The organism is Paenibacillus sp. Y930 (assembly GCF_056786375.1).
Genome location: NZ_JBXCIX010000001.1, coordinates 666768 through 691315 on the forward strand (window position 1 = coordinate 666768; position 24548 = coordinate 691315).

25 protein-coding genes are annotated in these 24548 nt (G+C 40.4%); 2 read left to right on the forward strand and 23 right to left on the reverse strand.

Annotated elements, in window-relative coordinates:
* Positions 1–41: 41 nt before the first annotated feature.
* The 6 genes from AC1TO5_RS03260 to nrdI all read right to left on the reverse strand — a co-directional run bounded on the left by AC1TO5_RS03260 (position 42) and on the right by nrdI (position 5887).
* Complete coding sequence (locus AC1TO5_RS03260) at positions 42–845, reverse strand: PhzF family phenazine biosynthesis protein (protein ID WP_482061342.1); 804 nt, start codon at positions 843–845, stop codon at positions 42–44.
* Between the two features lie 35 nt (positions 846–880).
* The gene (locus AC1TO5_RS03265; protein WP_482061343.1) at positions 881–1342 is read right to left on the reverse strand and encodes an effector binding domain-containing protein; all 462 of its coding nucleotides are present in this window, start codon (positions 1340–1342) and stop codon (positions 881–883) included.
* A gap of 91 nt (positions 1343–1433) precedes the next feature.
* Positions 1434–2342 (reverse strand): HPr(Ser) kinase/phosphatase, encoded by a 909-nt coding sequence (gene hprK, locus AC1TO5_RS03270; RefSeq protein WP_482061344.1) that lies wholly within the window; start codon positions 2340–2342, stop codon positions 1434–1436.
* Positions 2343–2456: 114 nt separating this feature from the next.
* Positions 2457–3413, reverse strand: a complete 957-nt coding sequence (nrdF, locus tag AC1TO5_RS03275; protein WP_482061345.1) for a class 1b ribonucleoside-diphosphate reductase subunit beta — start codon at positions 3411–3413, stop codon at positions 2457–2459.
* 43 nt (positions 3414–3456) lie between these two features.
* Positions 3457–5541: a class 1b ribonucleoside-diphosphate reductase subunit alpha gene (nrdE, locus tag AC1TO5_RS03280; protein ID WP_482061346.1), complete on the reverse strand. Its 2085-nt coding sequence runs from the start codon at positions 5539–5541 to the stop codon at positions 3457–3459.
* Positions 5528–5887, reverse strand: coding sequence for a class Ib ribonucleoside-diphosphate reductase assembly flavoprotein NrdI (gene nrdI / locus AC1TO5_RS03285; RefSeq protein ID WP_482061347.1), 360 nt, complete (start codon positions 5885–5887; stop codon positions 5528–5530). Before nrdI ends, nrdE begins: the two co-directional genes overlap by 14 nt.
* Positions 5888–6219: 332 nt before the next feature.
* On the opposite strand from nrdI, the gene AC1TO5_RS03290 reads away from it, so the two are divergent.
* The gene (locus tag AC1TO5_RS03290) at positions 6220–6441 is read left to right on the forward strand and encodes a hypothetical protein (RefSeq protein WP_482061348.1); all 222 of its coding nucleotides are present in this window, start codon (positions 6220–6222) and stop codon (positions 6439–6441) included.
* 459 nt (positions 6442–6900) lie between these two features.
* On the opposite strand, the gene AC1TO5_RS03295 is transcribed toward AC1TO5_RS03290, so the two are convergent.
* The 12 genes from AC1TO5_RS03295 to AC1TO5_RS03350 form a co-directional block, all read right to left on the reverse strand.
* Entirely contained in the window at positions 6901–7650 is a 750-nt protein-coding gene (locus AC1TO5_RS03295; RefSeq protein ID WP_482061809.1) for a class I SAM-dependent DNA methyltransferase, read from the reverse strand.
* 2 nt (positions 7651–7652) lie between these two features.
* Entirely contained in the window at positions 7653–8576 is a 924-nt protein-coding gene (locus AC1TO5_RS03300) for a CvfB family protein (RefSeq protein WP_482061349.1), read from the reverse strand.
* The gene (rsfS, locus tag AC1TO5_RS03305; protein WP_482061350.1) at positions 8573–8926 is read right to left on the reverse strand and encodes a ribosome silencing factor; all 354 of its coding nucleotides are present in this window, start codon (positions 8924–8926) and stop codon (positions 8573–8575) included. Before rsfS ends, AC1TO5_RS03300 begins: the two co-directional genes overlap by 4 nt.
* Before the next feature lie 117 nt (positions 8927–9043).
* Positions 9044–9613 (reverse strand): bis(5'-nucleosyl)-tetraphosphatase (symmetrical) YqeK, encoded by a 570-nt coding sequence (gene yqeK / locus AC1TO5_RS03310; RefSeq protein ID WP_482061351.1) that lies wholly within the window; start codon positions 9611–9613, stop codon positions 9044–9046.
* Positions 9606–10193, reverse strand: coding sequence for a nicotinate-nucleotide adenylyltransferase (gene nadD / locus AC1TO5_RS03315; protein WP_482061352.1), 588 nt, complete (start codon positions 10191–10193; stop codon positions 9606–9608). Before nadD ends, yqeK begins: the two co-directional genes overlap by 8 nt.
* A 36-nt stretch (positions 10194–10229) precedes the next feature.
* Positions 10230–10523, reverse strand: a complete 294-nt coding sequence (yhbY, locus tag AC1TO5_RS03320; RefSeq protein ID WP_482061353.1) for a ribosome assembly RNA-binding protein YhbY — start codon at positions 10521–10523, stop codon at positions 10230–10232.
* A 58-nt stretch (positions 10524–10581) separates the two neighbouring features.
* Positions 10582–11457 carry a shikimate dehydrogenase gene (gene aroE, locus AC1TO5_RS03325; RefSeq protein ID WP_482061354.1) on the reverse strand — a complete coding sequence of 292 codons (876 nt, stop codon included), beginning with the start codon at positions 11455–11457 and terminating at the stop codon, positions 10582–10584.
* 29 nt (positions 11458–11486) lie between these two features.
* A complete protein-coding gene (gene yqeH, locus AC1TO5_RS03330) occupies positions 11487–12623 on the reverse strand; it encodes a ribosome biogenesis GTPase YqeH (RefSeq protein WP_482061355.1) in 1137 nt (378 codons plus the stop codon).
* On the reverse strand, positions 12623–13147 hold the full coding sequence (locus AC1TO5_RS03335; RefSeq protein WP_482061356.1) for a YqeG family HAD IIIA-type phosphatase: 525 nt from the start codon (positions 13145–13147) through the stop codon (positions 12623–12625). The genes yqeH and AC1TO5_RS03335 overlap by 1 nt, the downstream gene beginning before the upstream one ends.
* Positions 13148–13324: 177 nt before the next feature.
* On the reverse strand, positions 13325–15649 hold the full coding sequence (locus AC1TO5_RS03340) for a transglutaminase-like domain-containing protein (RefSeq protein WP_482061810.1): 2325 nt from the start codon (positions 15647–15649) through the stop codon (positions 13325–13327).
* Positions 15649–16890 carry a DUF58 domain-containing protein gene (locus AC1TO5_RS03345; protein WP_482061357.1) on the reverse strand — a complete coding sequence of 414 codons (1242 nt, stop codon included), beginning with the start codon at positions 16888–16890 and terminating at the stop codon, positions 15649–15651. The genes AC1TO5_RS03340 and AC1TO5_RS03345 overlap by 1 nt, the downstream gene beginning before the upstream one ends.
* Before the next feature lie 11 nt (positions 16891–16901).
* On the reverse strand, positions 16902–17858 hold the full coding sequence (locus AC1TO5_RS03350) for an AAA family ATPase (RefSeq protein WP_482061358.1): 957 nt from the start codon (positions 17856–17858) through the stop codon (positions 16902–16904).
* 475 nt (positions 17859–18333) lie between these two features.
* Between AC1TO5_RS03350 and AC1TO5_RS03355 the strand changes: the two genes are divergently transcribed.
* Positions 18334–19437 (forward strand): hypothetical protein, encoded by a 1104-nt coding sequence (locus AC1TO5_RS03355; protein WP_482061359.1) that lies wholly within the window; start codon positions 18334–18336, stop codon positions 19435–19437.
* Positions 19438–19509: 72 nt separating this feature from the next.
* On the opposite strand, the gene spoVAE is transcribed toward AC1TO5_RS03355, so the two are convergent.
* The 5 genes from spoVAE to AC1TO5_RS03380 form a co-directional block, all read right to left on the reverse strand.
* Complete coding sequence (spoVAE, locus tag AC1TO5_RS03360) at positions 19510–19860, reverse strand: stage V sporulation protein AE (protein WP_482061360.1); 351 nt, start codon at positions 19858–19860, stop codon at positions 19510–19512.
* Complete coding sequence (spoVAD, locus tag AC1TO5_RS03365; RefSeq protein ID WP_482061361.1) at positions 19861–20877, reverse strand: stage V sporulation protein AD; 1017 nt, start codon at positions 20875–20877, stop codon at positions 19861–19863.
* A 1-nt stretch (position 20878) separates the two neighbouring features.
* Positions 20879–21373 (reverse strand): stage V sporulation protein AC, encoded by a 495-nt coding sequence (gene spoVAC, locus AC1TO5_RS03370; RefSeq protein ID WP_482061362.1) that lies wholly within the window; start codon positions 21371–21373, stop codon positions 20879–20881.
* Positions 21374–21842: 469 nt separating this feature from the next.
* Complete coding sequence (locus tag AC1TO5_RS03375; protein ID WP_482061363.1) at positions 21843–23546, reverse strand: ABC transporter substrate-binding protein; 1704 nt, start codon at positions 23544–23546, stop codon at positions 21843–21845.
* A gap of 90 nt (positions 23547–23636) precedes the next feature.
* A complete protein-coding gene (locus AC1TO5_RS03380; RefSeq protein WP_482061364.1) occupies positions 23637–24542 on the reverse strand; it encodes a carbohydrate ABC transporter permease in 906 nt (301 codons plus the stop codon).
* Between the last annotated feature and the right edge of the window lie 6 nt (positions 24543–24548).

Consider the following 24548-nt stretch of genomic DNA (forward strand, 5'->3'; position numbering starts at 1 on the left):
TGGCTGCCATCAGCTCTTGAAGTTAGTATGGCTCTCTCTAGCTATATATGTAGACTACCTTCAGCCCAGAGAAAACAACTTCCCTCTTGAATGACATAATCGTCTTCAAGCCATAATGTCGCAGATCCACCCCGTGAAGATAATTGTAAGACTCGGAGTAATGATTGGCCTCTAAGCCGTTTACTCCAATAGGGAGCCAGCGCACAAAACGCTGATCCAGTGACTGGATCTTCTTCAATTCCAATACGCGGATAGAACGTACGGCACACAATATCGTATGCTGGATCCGTTGCACGACTTGTTACAACAATACCTCGCGCATCTAAACCAGCAATCAATGATAACTCCACTTGTAATTCACGAACGTCTTGCTCATCCGCTAACTCCACAATATAATCCAAACGATTTTTACTAACTACTCGCGGAATTACACCTAATGCGGTAATGAGATCCGATGGTGCCATGCAAGCTACAGGTCTCTCCAGTGGCAGCCTCATCCTCAGAACTCCATTGTGCTGGCTAATAACAAGCTCCCCACTTAATGTATGAAAGTGGATTGTTACATCTGTTGGTACTATACCCAAATGATACACATAGTATGCTGATGCAAGCGTAGCGTGACCACATAAATCCACTTCAACCTGCGGCGTAAACCATCTCAGTTGAAAGTGATTACGCTTTTCACTTCTATATATAAATGCCGTTTCTGAAACGTTCATTTCTGTAGCAATCTGCTGTAGTTGTGGATCTGTTAATTGATCTTGTTCTATGACAAGCACTGCCGCAGGGTTACCTGTGAATGGTCCATCTCCGTACGCATTAATCATCGCATATGGAATGCTCATCTCTAGCAACTCCTTATCATTACTATTACTCGATATTACGCTTCATCCTCGATCGGTATAAGAATATCAACAATTTCTTCTTTCCAATGTTGGCCTTCTAGATAGCAAATCTCTAATGAGACTGCCTGATCTAGCTTCTTATAGCCATGCTCCCCCATCCATGCTTTGAGCATTTCATAGCCTTCGCCCATCCGTTGCGATGAACTACTAACTGAAGCATAACGATGCATAGGTATCGTTATCGCAACCATGCCTGGTGGCAAGGGATCTTCACTGTACTGGGATTCAAAACAAGCCCAATACGTAGCATATGCCTCGTTACCAAAGTACGGACAATACATCACATTTGACTGTATAACATGATTCAGTTCATGCTTTCTTGCAAGAAAATCGGTCTGCAGGCGAATCGCTTCATCAGGAAAAGATGAATATGGTCCACAATAAGGAACTCCAACAAGATGCAGCGTTGATTTATTAACAATTGAGCAAGTATCCATGTTATACTCCTCCTCGTTTGTGAACACCAAGATCTATATGATAAAGCTAGTCTCGGTCAATATTGTAGCATACATCGTTCATGAAGGATAGCTATTCACTTTCTAGTCTTTTCATAAAGTCTTCCATTGCATTATAGCCTTGCTGCTTCAAGTACCAATTGTTCGCAGCTGCCTCGATTAATCCCGCAACATCCCGTCCAGGCTGTAATTGAATTTCTAAATGTGGAATTTTCACTCCCATATACTCTACAAAGGTTGGCTCGAGATCAAGATCATTATTAAGATCATTTTCTCGCCAACGCGTCAATTCAATATCAAGTGAAATTCTTGTCTCATCTTGGAATGCCTTACGACCATATAAGCGCACAACATTGACTAATCCTACACTGCGAAGTGCTAGAAATTCTTTTGTCTTCTCATTGTGCGAACCTAGCAGTGTGTGCTGGCTAAGTTTTTTCAATACAATAATGTCATCTGCTACAAGGCGATGCCCACGACGAATTAATGTATGGGCCGTTTCACTTTTTCCTATGCCTGATTTACCACGAATAATAATTCCAATCCCAGATACATTCATACATATGCCGTGTATCGATTGCTCTGGTGCTAATTGCTTCAACAAATAATGATCTAATTTCCCAATAAATGAAGCCGAATCATCGCTTGTCCGAAGTAAAGGAATGCCTTCTTCATCACAATATTTCTTCAAATATTTCAAGCCATCTTGACCTGCTGTAACGATAAAGCACGGTGGATGATATTTGACAATATTACCAATATGATGATTGCGCTCGTCCTCGGTTAACCCATGTAAATATGTAATTTCTTTGCGTCCTAATATTTGAATATGCTTTTGTGGGAAAAATTCAAAATAACCAACAAATTCAAGCCCTGGTCGATATGCTCTTGCTTTCGTAATTGGGCGATGCAGTTCATTAGCACCAGCGATCACTTCCAAGGAAAACTGATTAATTAGCTCATTGACCTCTATTACCTTCATCACCTATACCTCCATCGTGGCAAAAAACGCCCTCGTATAAGTCTACGAGAGCGAATTTCTTTTTATCTATTATATACTTTCTACGACTTATAATCTAGTTATCATATACAATAATTAGAAGTTAAATACAAAGTCATCATCCGTTAATGGCTCTATATTCAATGTACGAACATAACCATTACCTTTTTTGGAGAAGAAATCATGCTGCTTTGTATGCGTACTAATCCCGTTAAATACGATTGGATTAATTGGTTCTTCTTCAAAATGAGGCTCCAAACCAAGATTCATTAATGCTTTATTCGCATTATAACGAACATAGGCTTTAACTTCTTCTTGTAATCCAAGTGTGGAATATAATGAATCCGTATAGACGACTTCATTATCATATAGCTCCAACAATAGATCAAGCACTTCCTGTGCAAGCTTGTCTTGCTCTTCTTGTGAGAATGTCGCAGCGATTTCTTGCGCAAGAACACCGATGTATAGGCCATGAATACTTTCATCACGTAAGATTAAGTCAATAACCTCGCCACTACTTGTCATTCTGCCTTGTCCAGCTAGATATAGAGGATAGAAGAAGCCACTGTAGAACAAGTAACTCTCCAGTAGAACGGAAGCTGCCATCGCTCGATAAAGATCACGATCGTTCTCAATACCATTATACCAATCCGCAATAATTCCAGCTTTCTTCTGCAGCTGAGGATTCGTTTCTATCCATTTGAAAATCTCATCAATTTCCTCAGTAGAAGCTAGTGTCGTGAAAATACTACTATATGATTTCGCATGAATTTGCTCCATCATTCCCATAAAGCCTAGTACTGCTTTACGTTGTAAACCTTCCACATGCTCCAAAATTTTCGGCATGCCAACACCGCCTTGAACGGTATCAAGCAGCGTCAATCCACCAAGCACTTGCTTATATAAAGAACGCTCGTCCTGTGTCATTAATTCCCAATCCATCTTATCATCCGATAAAGGAATCTCTTCATCCGTCCAGAATTGCATTACATTTTGTTGCCAGAACGTTTGAGTAAAATCATCGTCCGGACGATTCCAGTTTACTGCTTTCATGTTCAGTGTACTCCCTCACAATATAATGAAATACAGCTGCGCGTTATACTGCGCAGCTTGTACATTCCTCGACAGTTAGTCGTTTTGTTCTTGTATAATATAAGGATTTCAATCCTTTTTGCGCAGCGTAAATATAGAAACGTGAAAGTTCACGCGTCGTAACGTTACTGTTAACATGAAGTACAGTAGAAACGCCTTGGTCAATATGCTGTCCTAGTTCAGCGATAAGATCAATTAATTTGAACTGATCGATATTGTAGGCAGATTTATAGAAGAAGAAGTTATCCTGTGATAAATAAGGCATTGGATAATACGTTGTTGAGTTCGCATACGTACGAGTCTCAATATGTTCAACAATTGGCATTACACTTGACGTTGCGTTTTGAATATAAGAAATACTTTGCGTCGGTGCAATCGCTAGACGGTAAGCGTGGAATAGTCCATGCTCTTGTACTTTACCTTTAAGCTCTGCCCAATCAGCAGGACCTGGGATATACATACCATCGAATAGTTCTTGTACTCTTGCTAGCCCCGGACGGAAATCCGTTTCAACATAGCGATCGAAATAAGTACCTTTTGCATATTCAGAACGATCAAAATCTTTGAATGTTGCTTTGCGTTCTTTCGCAATTTCCATACTTTTCTCAAGGGAATAGTAATTCATCATCATGAAAAATACGCCTGCAAATTCACGAGCTTCTGGACTTTCATAAGATATCTTATTTTTCGCAAGATAGCCATTAAGGTTCATTGCGCCAAGACCTACTGAGTGAAGCTCTTCATTCGCTTTACGAACACCAGGTGCGTTATCGATTTGCGAAAGATCACTTACTGTAGTTAATGCTTCAATACCAACATGAACGGAATCTTTAATCGCTTTACTTTCCATCACATTGACAATGTTCAAGGAAGCAAGGTTACAGCTTATATCACGACGAATGATATCTTCATATCCATAGTCGTTAATTTCCGAAGTTTCTTGCAATTGGAAAATCTCAGTACATAGATTAGACATTTTTACTGAACCAATGTCTTTCAAAGCATGCCATTTGTTCGCATTGCTCTTGTTCATAATGTATGGATATCCAGATTCAAGCTGAATTGATGCGATTTTTGTAAGCATATCACGAGCACTCATGACTACTTTTTTCTTCACATTGTCATTAGCAAGTAATTCATCATACATCGCATCAATGTCAATATCATCAAGATGTTGACCATACTCTTTGTATACAGAATACGGACCGAATACATGAAGTGGTTTGTTTTGTGCTGCTAGTTCATAGAATTTATTTGGAATAATTAGTCCAATCGATAATGTCTTAATACGAGATTTCTCATCCGCATTAATCTTTTTGCAGTCTAGGAATTCGATAATATCCCAGCCGAAAATATTGTAATATCCAGCACCAGAACCTTTACGTTGACCCATCTGATCCGCATAAGAGAATGCATCCTCCATCAGCTTCAGAACAGGCATAATCCCTTTTGCTGCACCTTCTACACCTTTAATTGGTTCACCACGGCCGCGTAGCTTAGAAAGGTTAACAGCGACACCACCGCCGATTTTGGAAAGTTGCATACATGTGCCAATCACATAGTTAATGGAGTTCAAGGAGTCATCCATTTCTAACAAGAAGCATGATACCATCTCGCCACGTCGACTTTTACCAGCATTAAGGAATGTTGGAGTCGCAGGCTGTAGACGCTGGTCGATCATTGCCGATGCAATGCGAGTCGCTCTTTCGATGTCGCCCTCACCAAGATGCAAAGCTACAATAGCAACACGCTCATGGTACGCCTCAAGATATTGTGCTTTATCATTCGTTTTCATAGCATAGTCTTTATAAAATTTCGAAGCAGCCATATAAGATTGGAATTCAAATTTTGCCGCTTCTGTAAGATCAAAGATTGCCTTCACTTGATCATATGTATATTTATCATATACGTTGTCATAAAAATCATTCTCAATAAGGTAGTTCAATTTATCTTCCAAAGACGCAAACTTGACACTCTTCTCGTCAACCTCCGCCATAAACGCTGCAACTGCTTCTTTATCTTTTTCTAGCTGGTAGAAACCGTCAGCTCCACGTTGCATAAGCTCATTATTCAGTTCAATATGTTTCAATGGTTTGCACCCTTTCCATAAATTGTAGCATATCTTGATTTGTGCCAGAAAGTTCGAACTTAGTAATGACAGGTACATTGTACGTCTCAGCTATTGTATCGGCACTTTTTGCAAAGCCAGTACCCCAGTTACGGTTACCACTTGCTGAAACGCCTCTCAACATGTTGTGGTTCTCTTGCAAAAAATCATTGACCTTCTGAGGGACTTGTCCAAAGCCCGTTGTATATGTAATAAGAACGTACGGCTCGTCCACCTTGGGCATCTCATCAATAGAGACGACTGGCATATTTAATTTTTTCACAAAGCGTTTGACATTGCCTGTCTTAGAATCATATACAACTAACATTTTCCACTCTCTCCTCATACCATTTATTCCAATCAAAAAGCGCTCTACCCCCTATACGTGACAGGCAGATGCGCTTGTAGTCAGAACCTTGGTGTCCGCAGTTTAACTGCTAGATTGCTATACCCACAACTAGATATAGTCGATGAATAGAATCATACCTCAATATATAGGTCGAGTCAATGCGATTTCGTCATATTCTTTGTATTTTGGGCTATGAAAATATTTTCATAACGCTCGTCCCAATAGGGGCTTGAGATTTCGCCGCTCGACTATTTTATCAGATCACGTTATGATGTGATAGTGACATTTTACAGATCGTTTTGGAGGCGCTTATGAAACCTATATTATCAACCGAAGAAGCTCTTAACAGACTTGCACATTTATGCCAAGTAAGTCATATACAAGATGTTGAATTGAAAAACTACATCGCACAGCTTGCAGCTGAAAATGAGCAGTTAAAGCTTAATTTGCATAAATTACGTACAACAATCGCCCAAAAGGGGAACACTATATCTAGTATGCACAGTAAATTGACTGACGCACTCAGAGAATAGTAGAGGGTGCTTCAAAAGCGGACTTTGATAACGATGGGATTGCTTCGAAGGTTACTCGACGTCGAATAAGAAGCCAATTTCCGAAAATACGGTTCGCATGTACCAATAACGTACACTTGCGCTTCCGCTTTTCAAAAATTTGCTCCATCTTCTCGGTTCTGAAAGCCCGCTTCTTGAACATTCATTGGAAGCTTCATGCTGAATAACCTCATGCTTTTGACCGCTCGTGTACTCGTACCGTACACGTTGCTGGGTATTGCTTTGTAGCTTGGTTTGGGGCCACTATTGAAAGCTTCGTGTAGAGTCCGCTTCTTGAACCTTCATTGGAAGCTTCATGCTGAATAACCTCGTGCTTTTGACCGCTTGTGTACTCGTACCGTACACGTTGCTGGGTTTCGTTACAATGTAGGCAATTTGGCCCTTCATTTGATGTTAGTTCAAATGAAGGGCCAAAAACATTTATTTTATAGCCACGAAGAACAAACGAGTTGTATCGTCGTCAGCAGCCTTCAACTGGAAATCACTATACAAATGTATATGAGTAAAGCCGACTGAGCGCAATGCCCCTTCTAACCACTTAGAGCTATATGCTCGTTGGATATGCTCTTCATCAATTCTGCTATAGCGACCATCTGGTTCTTCGACAAATATGGAGAGAAAATGTTCGATAATATGTTCATCCTCATCATATTCACTACTCCACATATAAGATATTCCGTTCTCATCATAGACAAATGGCTGATCCGCCGCATATTGCTCAAAGCGCGTAATCGGATGAACATCGAATATAAAGCTTCCGCCTGGCTTCAATTGGTCATACGTAGCCGATAATGTGGCTAGTAGATCATCTTCATCGACAATGTAGTTCAAGCAATCACAGAAAGAAATGACCGAGTCTACTTGTTCTGAAATTTCCCACTGACACATATTTTGCTCAAGCAATGTAAGATCACCACTCGTCGCACCTTGTTGTACCCACTTCTGCTGGGCAACAGCTAGCATATCACTCGATAGATCAATACCTACAACCTTATACCCCTGTAATGCTAACGGAATCGCAATACTCCCGGTACCACATCCAAGATCCACCACTTTTTGCGGCTGACCGTGTTCCTGCCATACGGCTTCAGCGAAAGCGATCCATTCTTCATAGGGCATATCTGCCATAAGTCGATCGTACACTGTAGCAAACTGACCGTATGCTTCCATCATTATTGTTCAACCTCATCCGTGCTTTCAGGTTGCGACTGTGGCGCATTTTCCGTGAGATACGTCCAGCTACCTTGCTGCACAACAATACCTTCACGCATAAGCTTGCCTAATGCACGCTTGAAAGCACCCTTGCTCACACCAAAGCGACTGCGAATCAGTTCTGCTTCCGTCGCATCAGAATACGGCATACCGCCACTTGGACGTTCTTTAAGAAATGCTAATATCCGATCAGCATCTTCAACACGACCAAATTCCTTCTGCTGTGTCATCGATAAATTGACGCGTCCATCTTCACGAACAAACGTTACACGTGCTTTGACACGTTGACCTAGACGCAAGCTTTCGATACGATCAGTGCTCGGGATTAGTCCGTATGCTCCGAACCCTACCACGCCACCATCAATAACAACGAAGGAGCCCATTTGTAAGCTTTTCGTAACCCAACCTTCAACCCACTGATTTCTCCAAGCTGCCGGAGCCGGGAACGTAAGTGGAGCAAGCTCTGGCTCTTGCGCAAGCTTAGCAATTTGTCGGCCGCTCTTATCATGAGTCATGAATACGAATACTTCGTCACCAACAATAGGACGATACTCGATCATTTCTGGCAATTCACTTAATGGTAGCAATAGTTGACGTCCTAAGCCCATCTCTAGAAAACAACCTAGTCTTGGATGAACATCAGCTACAACCAATCGCGCCATTTCTCCAAATGAGATGAACGGCTTGTTCATTGTCGCGCAAATACGATCTTCTGAATCAAAGAAGATGAACACTTCAATCTCATCACCAACATGTGGCTTAGATCCTACTAGTTCCGTATAGGGCAGCAATACATCCTCTTCACCATTGTTCAGAAAATAACCATAAGGAGAAACTTCACGAGAAATCTGTAATCGCTCAGTCGTTCCTGCTACATAACTCATACAGATTCCACAACCTTCGCATCGGACCAAATTTTCTCGATGTTGTAATACTCTCTTTCTTCACGATGGAAAATGTGTACAACAACATCTCCAATATCAATTAATACCCAACGCGCTGTATTTTCACCTTCTATACCACGGATCGTATAACCTTCCTTAGCCGCCATTTTACGGATTTCAGTTGAAATTGCCAATACTTGAGTATCTGAGTTACCAGTACAAATAACGAAATAATCGGCCACTAATGACAAACCATTCAAATCTAAAGTAATTAGATCATGTGCTTTCTTGTCCTCTGCTGCATCTACCACTGCTGTTAATAATTGTTTTACTAGATCTTGTCCCTTCATTATAACCCTCCTAATATTTTTCATAACTGCTTCGAATAACTTCCTAGCAATGAAAAATCGCTTCGGAAGCATAAACCAAATTTTACATATCATTCTTGACTAGCTTTTGCGTAATATTCACTTCATGTTCAATTGTTGTACGATACTATTTCTCGCTTCTATAGTGACAGGGTAGACTATTTTCCCTTTTTCAATTAGAAATACGATCGTTTGATCGAGGCCGAATAAGATCGCTCTTTCCAAGCTCGCCATAGCCAGCGCACGCGCTTCATTAACACCTGGAAAATCACGATTTGGCTCAATATAATCGGCAAGCCAAACAATTTTCTCTATTAGAGTCATATTAGCTCTACCAGAAGTATGATAACGGATCGCATCACATATCTCGCTATCATGCACCCCATACTTTTCTTTGGCAACAGATGCCCCTACTTCAGCATGCCATAATTCCTTATTATATAGTAACACTTGCTCATCGAGCGAGTATTGCTTAATATAAGCTGCTTGCTCTGCGACGGGCCAATATTTGGCAACGTCATGGATAATCGCGGCTAATTCTGCTCGTTCTGGGTTTTCACCGTAACGCTCAGCTAGCTCAATCGCTGTACTCATCACACCTTGTGTATGAATCCAACGACGTTCTGGCATTTGCACACTCACAGACTCGATAATCTGTGCTCTATTCATAAATTCGATTCCCCCTTATATACTGCGCAACGGAATCGGGGACATAATACTGCAAAGATAATCCCTGCTGCGCACGCAAACGGAGCTCTGTAGATGATATACCGATAAGCGGCATAGCTGCAATCGTTAGTTTACTTCTCCACTCACTAGAAAGTAAGTCAAGTTGCAACGGATCAGAAGGTCGATTAAGACCAATAAATGAAATTAATGATCTTAGTTCTTCTGCTCGATGCCATGTCGGCAAATCATGAATACGGTCAGAACCAATAATATAGCTAAACTGATGATGAGGATACTGACTCATTAATCTAGTTACTGTATCGAATGAGTAACTAACGCCACTACGGCTTAACTCAATATCTAGTGCGCGGAAAGCCGCTTGGCCTGTAATAGCTAACTTAACCATCTGTAATCGTTGCTCCGCTGTTGCAATCGGGGCATTCGGCTTTAATGGAGGAGTGGCAGTAGGGATAAACCATACTTCATCTAAGGACGCCGCTTCCATAGCTGAGCTTGCTGCAATCAGATGACCATTATGAATGGGGTCAAATGTCCCACCCATTATGCCAACTTTACGCATTATGCCACCTCCGATCACTTTGTTAACGTAATATCACTATCTTGGAAGAACAATTGTTTTGTAATCAACTGATTCCTTGTATAGCACTATCGTTTTACCGATAACTTGTACTAGTTCAGTACCTGAAGCTGCTGAAATCTCTTGACCGATTTCTTTGGCATCATCATCACAGTTATTCAATACTGAGATTTTAATTAACTCTCTCTTTTCAATCGCTTCTTCAATATGGCGAACAAGATTTTCATTCGTTCCACCTTTACCGATTTGGAAGATTGGAGTTAGATGATGCGCTAATGAACGTAAATGACGCTTTTGTTTTCCTGTTAACATAAATAATAACCTCTTTCGTAATGTAAATGTTCAAAAAGCGGGCTTTCAGAACTACCTATTATTGTAATACAGCGAGTACTTCTTCTCTCATCGCTTTGACTGGCGCTACCTGACCCGTCCAATATTCAAATGCAAATGCACCTTGATAGAGGAACATGCCTAGACCACCATGAGCGACACAACCACGCTGCTCTGCTTCAAGTAGAAATTGAGTTTTCAACGGGTTATAAATAAGATCGCTCGCTACTGCTCCTGACTTCATCCATTGTCCTGCAATGGGCGTTTCATCAGGATGCGGATACATGCCAACAGACGTCGTATTAATTACAATATCTGCATCATTGCATAACTGTTCCAGCTCAGCTTGTCCAGCTGCTAGCAACGGTACATTGCTTTGCAATGAAGCAACTAATTCCTCCGCTTTTGCAACAGTACGATTGATAACATATATAGATGAAGGATTTTCTTGAAGTAGTGCATATATAATACCTCTGGCTGCACCGCCCGCTCCAACTACAACGATCTTCTTATTTGTAATATTAGCTACTGCTTCTTCCTTCAACGATCGAACATAGCCGATTCCATCGGTATTATAACCGATCAATCGACCATTGCGATTAACCACGGTATTAACAGCACCTAAGCCCAACGCATCGGCATCGATCTCATCGATCAATTCCATCACATGCAGCTTGTGCGGGATCGTTACATTCATACCTAATATACCAAGCTCTCGAACAGCCTGTACGAATTGAGGCAATTGGTCTGGTGCAACTTGAAATGCACCATAAGTGGCATCAATCGAACATTCTTCAAATGCTCGATTGAGCATGAGCGGAGACTTCGATTGCTTTATAGGATCACCGATTACACAATATAACGCCTTACTACTATGAGCCTGCTGCCATTGCAATAATTGTTGTACAACGTCCATACTGATCACCTCATCCGCATCTGTTACTGCTAGATCATTGAATCACGTAAAATCACTTTAATTCCTTTAGGAGCATAAATATCAAGTAACGCACCGCTATCGCTATTAACTTGAATCCAGCCTAACCCAGAAATATAGACATCATTATACTGTCCGCGTTTAACACGTAAAGTATGTCTTGTCCATGCCGGAATATCAGCGAGTTCCTCTCGACTTGGACCACCTAGCAATTCACCTTGATGTTGTTCATATAATTCATCAGCACGCTCCAGCTTAGTACGATGAATGTTAAGGGCATTAGATATATAGAAAGTAAATGATTGACGCTCACCTTCCACAAAGTCAAAACGAACAATACTCCCCATGAACAAAGTTTGTCCTTCATTCAATTGATACACAAGCGGCTTGATCGGCTTGTCCGGTAATAACGTTCCTAAGAAGCTACGCGGAACGATTTCAGTTATCCGACTAGCATATACAATTCCTGGCGTATCAACGATCGCATGACCATCATCTAACGGAATTCGAACAGCATCAAGCGTTGTACCTGGATAACGAGAAGTCGTCAATTCTTGAGTTAGATCACTATAATCGGAAATCAGACGATTAATAAGCGTAGACTTACCTACATTCGTTGCACCAACAACGTAGACATCTCGCCCATTGCGATAATTTTCAATTTCTTCAATAACGCGTTCAAATCCGATATTACGCTTCGCACTACACAGTACAACGTCTACCGTACGTAGTCCTTGTTGCTTTGCTTGCTGTTGCACCCAGTTACGAATACGATTCATATTCATCACTTTAGGCAGAAGATCAATTTTGTTAACCACTAACAACACTTCATTATTGCCAACAAAACGTTGTAATCCAGAAATTAAGCTGCCTTCAAAATCAAAAATATCAACAATATGCACAACTAATGAATTTGTGCTGCCGATACCGCTTAATAAACGTAAAAATTCATCTTGATCGAGTGCTACCGACGATGCTTCATTATAGTTTTTAATACGGAAACAACGCTGACAAATAATTGGTTGCTTCTCTATCGCTGATGCCGGAACAAACCCGATTAATTCTTTATTTTCTGATTGTATAGCTACACCACAACCAGCACAATGAATACGACCATCAGACTCATGCTTATTACTTTTTTGACTCACTAGTTTATTTCCTCCTCATGCCACAATCTACGTTTGCGTAATTTCGAGATAACAATTCGTTCAAGCCGGCGATTCACTTTCGTCATGACGCCTTCTTCAAGGGGCGCAATTGGTGCAACGAGTACCGTATGCATCCCCATCCGATTTCCACCGAACACATCTGTCATCATCTGATCACCAATCATTAACGTTTGAGCTGGCTCTAGTTTTAATAGGTTTAATGCTTTAACAAACGCGCGTTGCGCTGGTTTTCTCGCTGCATGAATATAGGGAAGCTGCAATGGGGCAGCAAATGTACCGACACGACTATCATTATTATTGGATACAATTACAACCTCGAAACCTTTAGCAGCTACTGCCGCAAGCCAACTAACAAGCTCTTTCGTTGCTTGTGGAGACTTCGCTCCAACTAAAGTGTTATCTAGATCAGTAACTATCCCTCTAATCCCTTGTTCGTAGAGCAGATCCAAAGGAATATCATATATCGATTGTACCTTCATTTTAGGTAGAAATAATTCAATCACTAAACCTACTCCTCCTGCTTCATGCTTTATTACGAAACTATAACATACAACGTCATTTTGTTGCAAAACAAAACCCCGCCCGCAAGGAAAAACTTGCGGACGGGTGCAAAAGTCAGCATTCATTTGTTACTGCTTCTATTATAATAGAAGAAATATAGTGAAATGACTACTAAAATTTCAATATTTCATATTATTTTTTAATTGTTTCACGAGACTTTGCACTTCAGATAACTGCTTTCCGCCCATTAGCTCACCACTATAATGGGCTCGTTCATAATATTGTAGTAATTGCTGTAAATCATTACGCCAAGTTGCTGATCCAAAGTTCCAGCTTGCTACTGTTTCGCGAAGTGTACTATTACTAGCTTTGTCTAATCCATTTCGATAGCAGTAAGCGAAGAAACTTGTCGTTTCCACAATAATTCTTTCGTTTATCGAATACTTCCGATATCGAATGCTGTTCATGAATGCAAAGAACTCTACTCGATATTTCACAGCCAATATAATCGCTATAGTCGCTGTAAGTGCCAACAACACATAGGCGATCCATGCAAGGGATGAACTAGCGTCACCATCTTGTTGTGAAGCGATATCGTCTGAAAGTAATGATGCCGGAGTTGGAGCAAGTACATTGTCTAGCGGATTAATCTCATCATCTACATAAGTATATGGAAAAGCAAAGCCAGGTGTAGGTTCAAAGGCAATCCAGCCATAGCCCTCGAAATAAACCTCTACCCATGAATGTGCATCAGCATTACGAACCGTATAAGTACCTGATGTATCTGAATTTTTCATATATTGCGAACTAGCTAGCTGTTCATAATTCGGTATTGCTTGATCGCTTATTCCTGAGGAGAAGCCTTTCACCCAGCGCGCAGGAATATCTAATGTGCGAGCCATCATAACCATTGCCGTCGAAAAGTAGTCGCAATACCCTTCCTGTAATTCAAATAAAAATTGATCTACAAAGTCAGAACTTAACCCAGTCAATTTCGTCTCATCTGGCGTATTCGTATAGTTGTACGATAATTTCAGATGCTGTTCCAGCAGTAATACCTTCTCGTAATCATTATTCGCTGTCGCGGTCACTTCTTCAGCTAATTGCTTAACTCGCTCAGGAAATAACTCTGGGATAGAAGTATAGGCTTGCATCGCTCGCTCATCAGCTATCTTGGCCGTCGCTTCCGTTAATGCTTCATGGTCAATTACAATAACTTCGGACTCCACCTCATAAGTAGCGATATTTGACGCTGCAGTACCTTCTCCATATTGTTCAATGCGCCAATCGTAAGGATGCCATAATGCACCTTTAAGTAACTCCCCCGGTGCGACCGTCGTAATTTCCGTTACATCAGTTAATTGGACACTGAGGTTTACCGTATCCTTATATACAACCTCTAATATCTTTGAAGCTTGACCTGCAGCAAATAATACAGGCAGTGGAACCTGCCTAGCAAAGTTATATTGTTGTTCTACAATAACTGTTTGTGCAAGTGAACGTTCTTCCGCATTAAACTCTTCATCAATCCGGATAATTTCCGTCATACCATCGCCCTCTGACAAATAGGACATGTCGTACCAGCCTGTACCATCGTAATAAAAACGAGACTCACCACGCCAGTAGCTTTTTTGAGTCGTCTTAACGGTCATCACTGGCGAATAATCAAATTCAAAGCTGCCACCAAGCTCTTTATCTGTTCTACTGTAGCCTGACGTCATCGAAGTTAATGGCGAGCTATCCATATTCGTACTCGTACTCGTACTTCCATTATTGCGATTACCCAAACCATTGCCTATCTCTACTTTTTCACCGCGCGATTGCTTCCAAAGCGCATAAGGATCTTCTAGTAATGGTGGTTTAGCAGGCAAATTCATCCCAATGACAAGTAACATCCCGATGACGGTAACTATCGGTACAATAATTGCTAATGGTCGGTGTAATAATAGTTTGAAACTATTCGAATTTTTCTGCTGTAAATGATGAAAATGCAGTAATGTATGCCATATAAGAAACAAGACAATAATAACGACAATATGCGTCCATAATTTTAAGGGAGAGAATGAATCTTTCACACATAAAATTAACAGTGAAAATAAAAAAAATACATACAGTCGTTTTTTTGTAATGACCCAGCTACTCAAGATCAGTTGGGCAACAACAACAGCTAGTGCAATTTCAATAAATGGATGTAAGCTTTGCATATAGTGCCAAATACGTGGCAATAGCGTTATACCTTCTACAATCGGTACAAAGCGATGCTTCGTAATGAGCAACGTGATCGTAATTATTACTAAGAGATCCAGTACATACAGTACGAATATTGGTAATCTTGAACTCCCCAAAAAGTGAATTAAACTAATTAATGCTAGTGATAGCCATATAATATCATAGGTATCCCCCCACCAATAACCACGAAAAACAGTAAGCACATTCGCAATCATAATCGCAACGAGTAGCGGAGTCAGACGTTGTAGCCATTCATAATGACCCTTCACATTCATCACGCTCCACTTCCTTCTAAGCTTTCAAATCTTTGCTCCGATTCATTCATTTCAATAACTCGATATCCTTCTATGCGAAAAGCTCGTATCGCCGCAATCGCTTCTACTTGTTCTGTTGCCGTAGTATAACTTGCAATATAGAATAACGTACAATCAGAGCGTATTTGTTTCAGTGTAGCTAATAACGCCTTACTTAATTCGAATGTAACGATAAACAGTACATGATTATCTTGCAAATCTCTCATCTGAGTATGTAGTAACTGACTAAGTGGTTTCGATGCATCCCCATCTACTGTCATCAGATGATTCATCATCCCAACATGATGAGTCATACCAGTGCGAGGACTACTATAGAAGTGATTGTCTCCTACTGACAATAAACCAATAGCCGAATCACTCTTCATACTGTACTCCAATATGGAAGCAACCGTAGAGACCGAAATTTCAAATCGTTGCTGCATTCGCTCCAGTTCATTAGATAAGAGGGCTGGTACATAACGGTCTAATACGACAACTGATTTTTTCATCGCTTCTCGCTCAAAATCTTTTGATTTCCATGAACCCGTGCGAGCGGTGGCACTCCAATGAATTTTACTTAATCGATCACCATGCATATATTCTCGGACACCATTTTGCCCAGTAGATTCTTTCGCAGATTTAGAAAATGTATTAGATGAATAGATGCCATGATGAGCACGAAGTAATTCTGTCCATTGCTTCGCTGATAATGTTTGTGGAAATACTTGAATCGTGCTGTCAATCTGAATTTCTCTACCATGTGATTTTAATCCGAATGCATCGTAGCTTAAACATGTCGTCGAAGCAAACGAATATTGTCCCCGCTTCAAATGAGGAATACTATATTTCCAATGACTTTCCTTGCGAAAGCTTGGAACCATCGTCCCTTCATACACTTGCTTCGTACCATCATGTCGAATTAAGCATTCTCTTACTAGCACATAAGGCATAAGCATGAAACGAGGAAATTTGGTGCTAAATGTAATTTGTAAGGAATGACCTGCCACAACCTGCGTCTGTTGTCGATGATGTCCTTCATAGCCGATAATGCGGTATCCTTGAACATTTCGAATCCCACTCCAATAACCAATGGACAAATAGAGCAGCAATATATTCAATATGCCAAACAGCATAAGTGAAGTTTTTCCACCTTGAAATAAAAAATAGAACAGACTACATAAATAGAGCACGATTAAACCGATCCAGTTACGTTTATTATTCATCTTATTGCCCCCTATCTTTGGACAAAAAGTGGTACATCAACAGTAGCTAGTATTTGCTCAAGCACTTGATTAACATTTACCCCTTGTAGGCGTGCTTCCATACTTAATAACACGCGGTGACCAATAATATGAGGGAATAATAGCTTGATGTCATCAGGAATTACATAATTTCGTTGGTTGAGAAATGCTCTAGCTTTCACGGCTTTTGCAAAAGATATGGAGGCTCTTGGACTTGCTCCAAGCATCAAATAAGGATGATTTCTTGTCGTACCAATAAGTTTGATTATATATTGGGCAACAATATCATCTAGATGCACCTGCTGAACTAATTCACGAATCGCTATAAGCTGTTCAATATCCATTAATGGCTCTAAATGATCAGCAGGATGAATGCGCTTTGTATGTTGAATCATTTTTTGCTCATCTTGTGGCAATGGATAACCAAGACGTAGCTTCAGCATAAATCGATCTAGCTGTGCTTCAGGTAATGTATATGTTCCTTCAAATTCAATTGGATTTTGCGTAGCGAGCAAAATAAATGGTTCAGGCAGTTTATGTCCTTCACCGTCAACGGTTACATAACCTTCTTCCATTGCTTCTAATAATGCAGATTGAGTTTTCGTTGTCGCTCTATTAATCTCATCCGCAAGCAGTACATTCGTATGAACTGGACCGCTGCGGAAAATAAATCGCTGCTCGGCAGGATGGAAAATAGAAAAACCTGTGATGTCTGAAGGTAGTAAGTCGGGGTTACATTGAATTCTGCGGAATTCGCCGCCTATCGTATTCGCAAGTGATTTTACAAGTTGGGTTTTTCCTGTGCCAGGTACATCTTCCAGCAATATATGTCCTCCAGCAAGCACTGCAATAAGCAATCTTTCAATTTCCGCTTCTTTTCCTACGATTGCTGAACATAATTGATGAAACACTTTATGACATAATTGCATCGCAATTGACGAATTGTCCATAATCTAGCCTCCTAAAACTTTTTGTGAGTTTTTACGAGAAAAAAGTTACTTCATAAGCATAAACTTAACTTTTTGTGAGTTTTTACGAGAAAAAAGTTACTTCGTAAGCTACAACTTTTCATGATACCTCTTGTTATTCATCAAGTGAATGAAAAGTAACTTCGTAAGCATTAGCATTAAAAAACTTTTATTATCGACTTGGAGTGGTAGACTATGATGTTATTTCCATTATAAATGAAGCCAATAAAGAATCCTATTACTATTAAGCAAAAGTACATAAGATTGTAAAAGTTTACAAAAAATATATAATATATTTGGATATTTTTCTTGTTTCTTCTATATAAATGTAGACGCTCGCCTCTTTATAAAAGTTTCAAGCTTTCGGCATATTCGTAAAATCATTATAAGGCACACATTTGGGCCTTCGGTAATAAACTACATCATCAGACGGTTGCCTAGAAAGGTGCGTGAAATTTTGACTCAGCTACATTATTTTTTATCAGGAAATACTTCTCAAGGTTATATTAGTCTCATTCCAGAAACGATGAAACAATTACAATACTTAATAGTAATCGATGGTCCGTTCAGCTCCGAAAATGGTGAGCTTATGGATCGGCTCCATGAACAATTATCGGGCAAGGAACAGCTTGAATTACAGCTGATTCATCACCCATCATCACCTCAGCAATTACAAGCTATTTTATTACCACACTATCGACTTGGTATTATTAGTTCTGCTCCCTCGGCATTATTAGAAACAGCAGAATTCAAAGGGTCCGTCATCACTTTGAATATGTACGACTTTTATAATTTAGCAATGATTGATCAGCATCAAGCAGCCATCGATGCACTCGGGGAACAAATCTACAAAAACCATCTGCAAGCTTATCGTAGCTATGAGCAAGCATTAGTCATTCACGATGAATGGGAAAAAATATATATCGATGCAATGGATTATGAAATCGCTAATCAATTCGCCGAGCAATTAGCAGATCAATTGTTTCCTACATTAGGAGATCAGCCTTCGTCAACTCCGATTCATCGTTTTCTTGGGGCAGCAACGCCCGCTGGCGCCATTGACTATGTACCTAATTTAACAGCAGGCTTAGAACGCTATTTCATTAAAGGCAGACCTGGTTCAGGCAAATCAACATTACTTCGTAAACTTGTACAAAAAGGAATCGATCAGCATTACCAGCTTGAAGTGTATCAATGTGGGCTGGACCCTAATAGCTTAGATATGGTTATTTGCCGCCAATTAGGCTTTGCAATTTTCGATAGTACCGCACCACATGAATATTTTCCAACAGAACAAAACGACCATATTATTGATATGTATAAGCTTTGTATCTCTTCAGGTACGGATGAAAAGTTTGCAGCTGAGCTACAAGAAATTTCAACTCGTTATAAGCTCCAAATGGCCGAAGGTAATGCTGCTTTAACTTTAGCAAAGCAATTTCAAACTGAGCTAGCAGCATTAACTAAGCCTGCGCTTAACACGGATGAGCTACTGCAGCTAGAACAAATCATCCTGAAAAACATTGAAACTGTCATTACTGTCGTTGGCGAAGATCAGTAAGTAAAAAGGCTTCCTCCAACGTTCGCGTGCTTACGCGTATGTTAGAGGAAGCCTTCTACTATGTTGTGACGATTATCCTTTGGGACGGACAAATAATGCCGCTAAGAAGGAAAATATAATCGCTGCCGAAATACCTGCGCTCGTTACTTTGAATATTCCTGATATAACACCAATCCAGCCTACATCATACAACTCTGTTAATGCACCATGAACAAGTGCATTACCAAAGCTCGTTATTGGAACCGTCGCTCCTGCTCCTGCGAACTCAACTAATGGTTCATACCACCCAAAACCATCTACAATTGCCCCTATGACAACTAGTGTTGCCATTGTATGAGCCGGTGTTAATTTCATAACATCAAACATCAATTGCCCTATGACGCATATCGCCCCACCAACTACAAATGCCCACAAATAAATCATCTACTCTACCCCCATTCCTTTCAACGCTACAGCATGAGCAATACAAGGGATCGTATCGCCTTGTTGGAAGGAAATCGGTGACATTAACGCCCCTGTTGCGACCATTAACACTCGTTTTAATTTGCCTTCTGTAAGTTGCTGCATAATTTGACCGTACGTAACTACAGCAGAACACCCAGCACCAGAACCCCCTGCTTGGACATCCTGTTGCTCAATATCATAAATGCGAAGTCCACAATCATCAAAGCATGTTTGATTAATCGGTACACCATTTTTCAGCAATAACTCTTTGGCAATCGGATGTCCGACACTAGCCAGATCACCTGTAATAATAAGGTCATAATCTAGCGGAGAACGATTCAAATCGTTGAAATGAGCAATAATGGTGTCTACTGCAGCTGGAGCCATCGCCGCTCCCATATTAAATGGGTCTGTAATTCCAAGATCGATCACTTTGCCAATGGTCGCCGCTTCAATCATTGGTCCCTCACCTTGCAGACTAACAACGGCTGCCGCTGATCCAGTAATTGTATTTTGCGAAGTTGGCGGCTTCTGTGCACCATATTCCGTAGGATAGCGGAATTGTTTCTCAGCGGTAGCATTATGACTGCTTGTAGCTGCCATTCCATAGTTCACAGCACCACTGCTTACTAGCTGAGCCACGATCGCTAACGATTCCATCGACGTAGAGCATGCACCGAATACACCCAGATAAGGGATCGCTAACTCCCTTGCAACAAAGCTATTTGTAATAATTTGATTCAATAAATCTCCACCAACATAGATTTGTAGATCAGAAGCATGCAAGTTCGCTTTCGATAACGCTTTTTGCGTCGCTTGATTAAGCATTAATCGTTCTGCTTTTTCCCATGTTTTCTCATTCATATCCAATTCGGGATGGATAACATCGAAAGTATCAGCAAGCGGACCTAACCCTTCCAATGGTCCTACCACTGTTGCTGTACTAATAATCTTTGGTGCCTTCTCGAACCACCAAGACTGCTGTCCTCGCAACATATTAATGTCCCCCTATACCTAGTACAATGTAGGCAATTCCCACGAAAAATGCTGCTACTGTTCCGAATACAATGACCGAACCAGCAAGCTTGAACATATTACTGCCGACTCCTAGTACAAGACCTTCACTGCGATGCTCGATTGCCGCTGAAGCCATTGAATTCGCAAAGCCTGTAACGGGAACGGCTGAGCCTGCACCGGCGATTTGTGCAAATTTGTCATATACGCCTAGTGAAGTCAAAATAACGGATGCGAGAATTAATGTAGCTACGGTAGGGTTACTTGCTTCTTCTGAAGTCATTTTGAAGAAGTGCATATATAGCTCTGTAATGCCTTGACCTACCATACAGATCGCTCCGCCGATGAAGAACGCCATCAAACAATTTTTCAGTATTTTTCGTGGTGGTTCTTGTGTTTTAGCGAAGCTTTGGTACTCTTTCGAGCTCATATTTGACTTTGGATAGTTTGTAGCACTGCGTTTTCGTTGCTTGCTCATATTGTTCCTCCTAAAACTTTTCATATCACTTCTTGGCACAACTTCTTCGCATTGAAAAGTTGCTTCGGAAGCATACGCTAAACTTTTCATATCGCTTCTTAGAATAACTTCATTGCATTGAAAAGTTACTACGGAAGCATACGCTAAAACTTTTCATATCGCTTCTTAGAATAACTTCATTGCATTGAAAAGTTGTGCCGAGAAGCAATCATTTACGATTAGTTATATTGTTCACAAAATTTCAAGTTCTATGTAAATTAATTTGACTAATTTACCAGAGGCACTAAAGTTTCACTACAATCAAAAAACTGCTGCCCTGTACTAATGGATTACCCATTAATACATGACAGCAGTTTTTCAAGCTAGACGACATGCTCATTACGTTCGTAATACGACAAAGAGCCCATTGCTGGGCTCCCTTGTCTATGAAAGTTAGTTTTGAACACGCATTATAAGTAAAGTGTTCGTACTAGTTAGACCACATCTCAACACGCTCTTTAATTAGTTTAGAATATTCCTCGTTCATTTTGCTTACGCCGATTTTATCAAGCTCAGCCATAAATTCATCATAAACTTTGTCGAAATCAGCTGGACTTGCAAGGATTGCTTTAGGAATATATTTCTTCATCAAATCTTGAGATTTTTGGAAGATGACATTTGCATCAGACGCTGTATCGAAGTTAATTGTCCAACCAGCACCGTATTTACGCTCTGGAAATGCATCATCAGCAGGCCATAGATCTTTGTAAGTTGTCGCACCATAAGCCGCTAAAGTTTTCTGATCTGCTTCAGAGTAGCGTGCTACGATTTGTTCTGGGAAGTTCGTCGTATAGTAGTTGCCAGATGGATCTAGAACGCCATCACCATAACGTGCAGACAACCAGTAGTTAGCAATACCTGTTTCTTTTTTGAAGTTGTTAGCATCGTTAATTTTACGCTCCTGTACATCTGCTGGAATTGAACGTTTGCCGTCAGCATCTACTGTATAGTGAACACCTTCGATACCCCAGTTAACAAGCACTTGACCTTCATCAGAAGCTAAGTAATCAAGGAATTTAATAATACGAACTGGATCTTTTGCATCAACAGTAATACCGACACCGTAACCCGCTAAGTAGCCAGTACCTTGGAATGCTGCACTTTGATACGTTTCATCTAAAGTTACAGGGAAACGTGCATACGTTGCACCGAATTTACCTTCAGCCTTCAACGCATTTTCAGCTTCAGCATAGTCCCAATCTTGATCGATAATACCTAGAACACGACCAGAAGCTATTTTAGATTTGTATTGATCATATTTTTGAATGAAAGATTCCGGATCAAGCAGACCAATATCGTTCATATGATTCAACCAGCGGAAATATTCTCTTTCTTCAGCACGTTGATAGTGCATTATAACTTCATAGTTTTCTTGGTTAACGTAGTACTCACCATCATCTGGTGCGCCTGTTGCATAAAATGCAGGGTTAGTTACAGAAATAAGAATTTGCCATTCTCCACCGTTCAAGGAAAGACCAAGACGAGGTTGACCATCTTCAGTTGTTGGATTTTGCTCGATATATGTTATAATTGCGTTTTCATAATCTTTAACCGTTTTAATTTCTGGATAGCCAAGAGATTCTAATACTTGATGTTGTAGTTGGAAACCACCACCAGATTCAAAATATGTTTGACCTACACCATCAAGCGGCAATGTGTAAATGGAATCATCCGATGCACTGTATACAAGACGATTAATATATTCTCCATATACTTTCATCAAGTTAGGAGCATGCTCTTCAAGTAATGGACGAAGGTCAAGAAGCGCACCAGCATCAACCAATTTATTCGTGTTACCTTTTGGCATAACTAGATCAGGATACTCATCACTAGCAACCATCAACGCGAACATATCTGCATCAGAACCACCTACTGGAAAGTCTACTTCTAAAGTCATGCCTGTTTTTTCTTGAATAACTTTACCAATTTCACTTTGCATTTTGTCCCAGTCTGGGTTCACGTCACCAGATATAAGACGAATCGTCATTGGCTCAATAGTTTCTTCACCGGAACCAGTAGCGGCGTTGTTCGTAGCGTTAGGAGTATTCGTGCTGTTACCATTACTACCACAAGCTGCTAAAAATAACATCGTCATCATTAGCAATAAGCTAAGACCCATTTTAACTTTCTTCATTAATAACTGCCTCCCTTTATCTATCTGTGTGTATTATATTACGAGATGCTTGAACATTTGTAAAAGCATCTCGACAATATCAAGCAAAAACTAGCTTTTTACTGCACCTAATGTCATCCCTTTGATGAAATAACGCTGTAAGAATGGATAGATGAACAAAATGGGTAAAGTTACGACGATTGTAATTGCCATTTTAATCGACTCTGGTGATACCGCGGCAATCGCTTGTTGTGCATTCGGATCACGATAATTTGTCGATGCCTGCGTTGATTGAAGCACTTTCATCAATTCGTATTGCAATGTTGTGAATTGCGGCTTCTGACTGTTATAAAGATAAGTATCAAACCATGCATTCCAGTGACCAACTGCAATGAATAACGCGATCGTTGCAAGTACTGGGGTACATAGTGGTAAAATGATTTTCCAGAAAATTGTTAAGTCATTAGCACCATCGATTTTTGCTGATTCTTGCAGCGCTAACGGCAGTCCATCAATGTAAGAACGAACGATAAATACGTTCCATACACTTAGTAATGCTGGTAATAAGTACACTTCAAATGTACCAATTAGACCAAGGTGACGCATTAGCATATACCCCGGAATTAGGCCACCAGAGAAGTACATCGTCATTGCGAACATCGGTGACAACCATTTTCTAGCTTGGAAATCAATACGACTTAGTGTGTAGGCAAGCATCGAAGCGGTAAGTACACCAATTCCAGTACCTGCTATCGTTCTAATTAGCGTATTGCGTAGACCAATACCTAGTGAATCATATGAAAAAATAGTTATATAGTTTTCCCATGTGAACTCGCGTGGGAAGATCGTAATGCCACCACGAACCGTATCTACTGAGTCATTCAATGAAATCGCTAGCACATTTAGGAACGGGTACAGTGTAATGATTCCTGCCAATAACATAATAACAACGTTGACTGTTTCAAATACTTTGTCACCGATACTTGTTTTCATTAGCTTGCTTGTTTTTGAACTCATCTCATA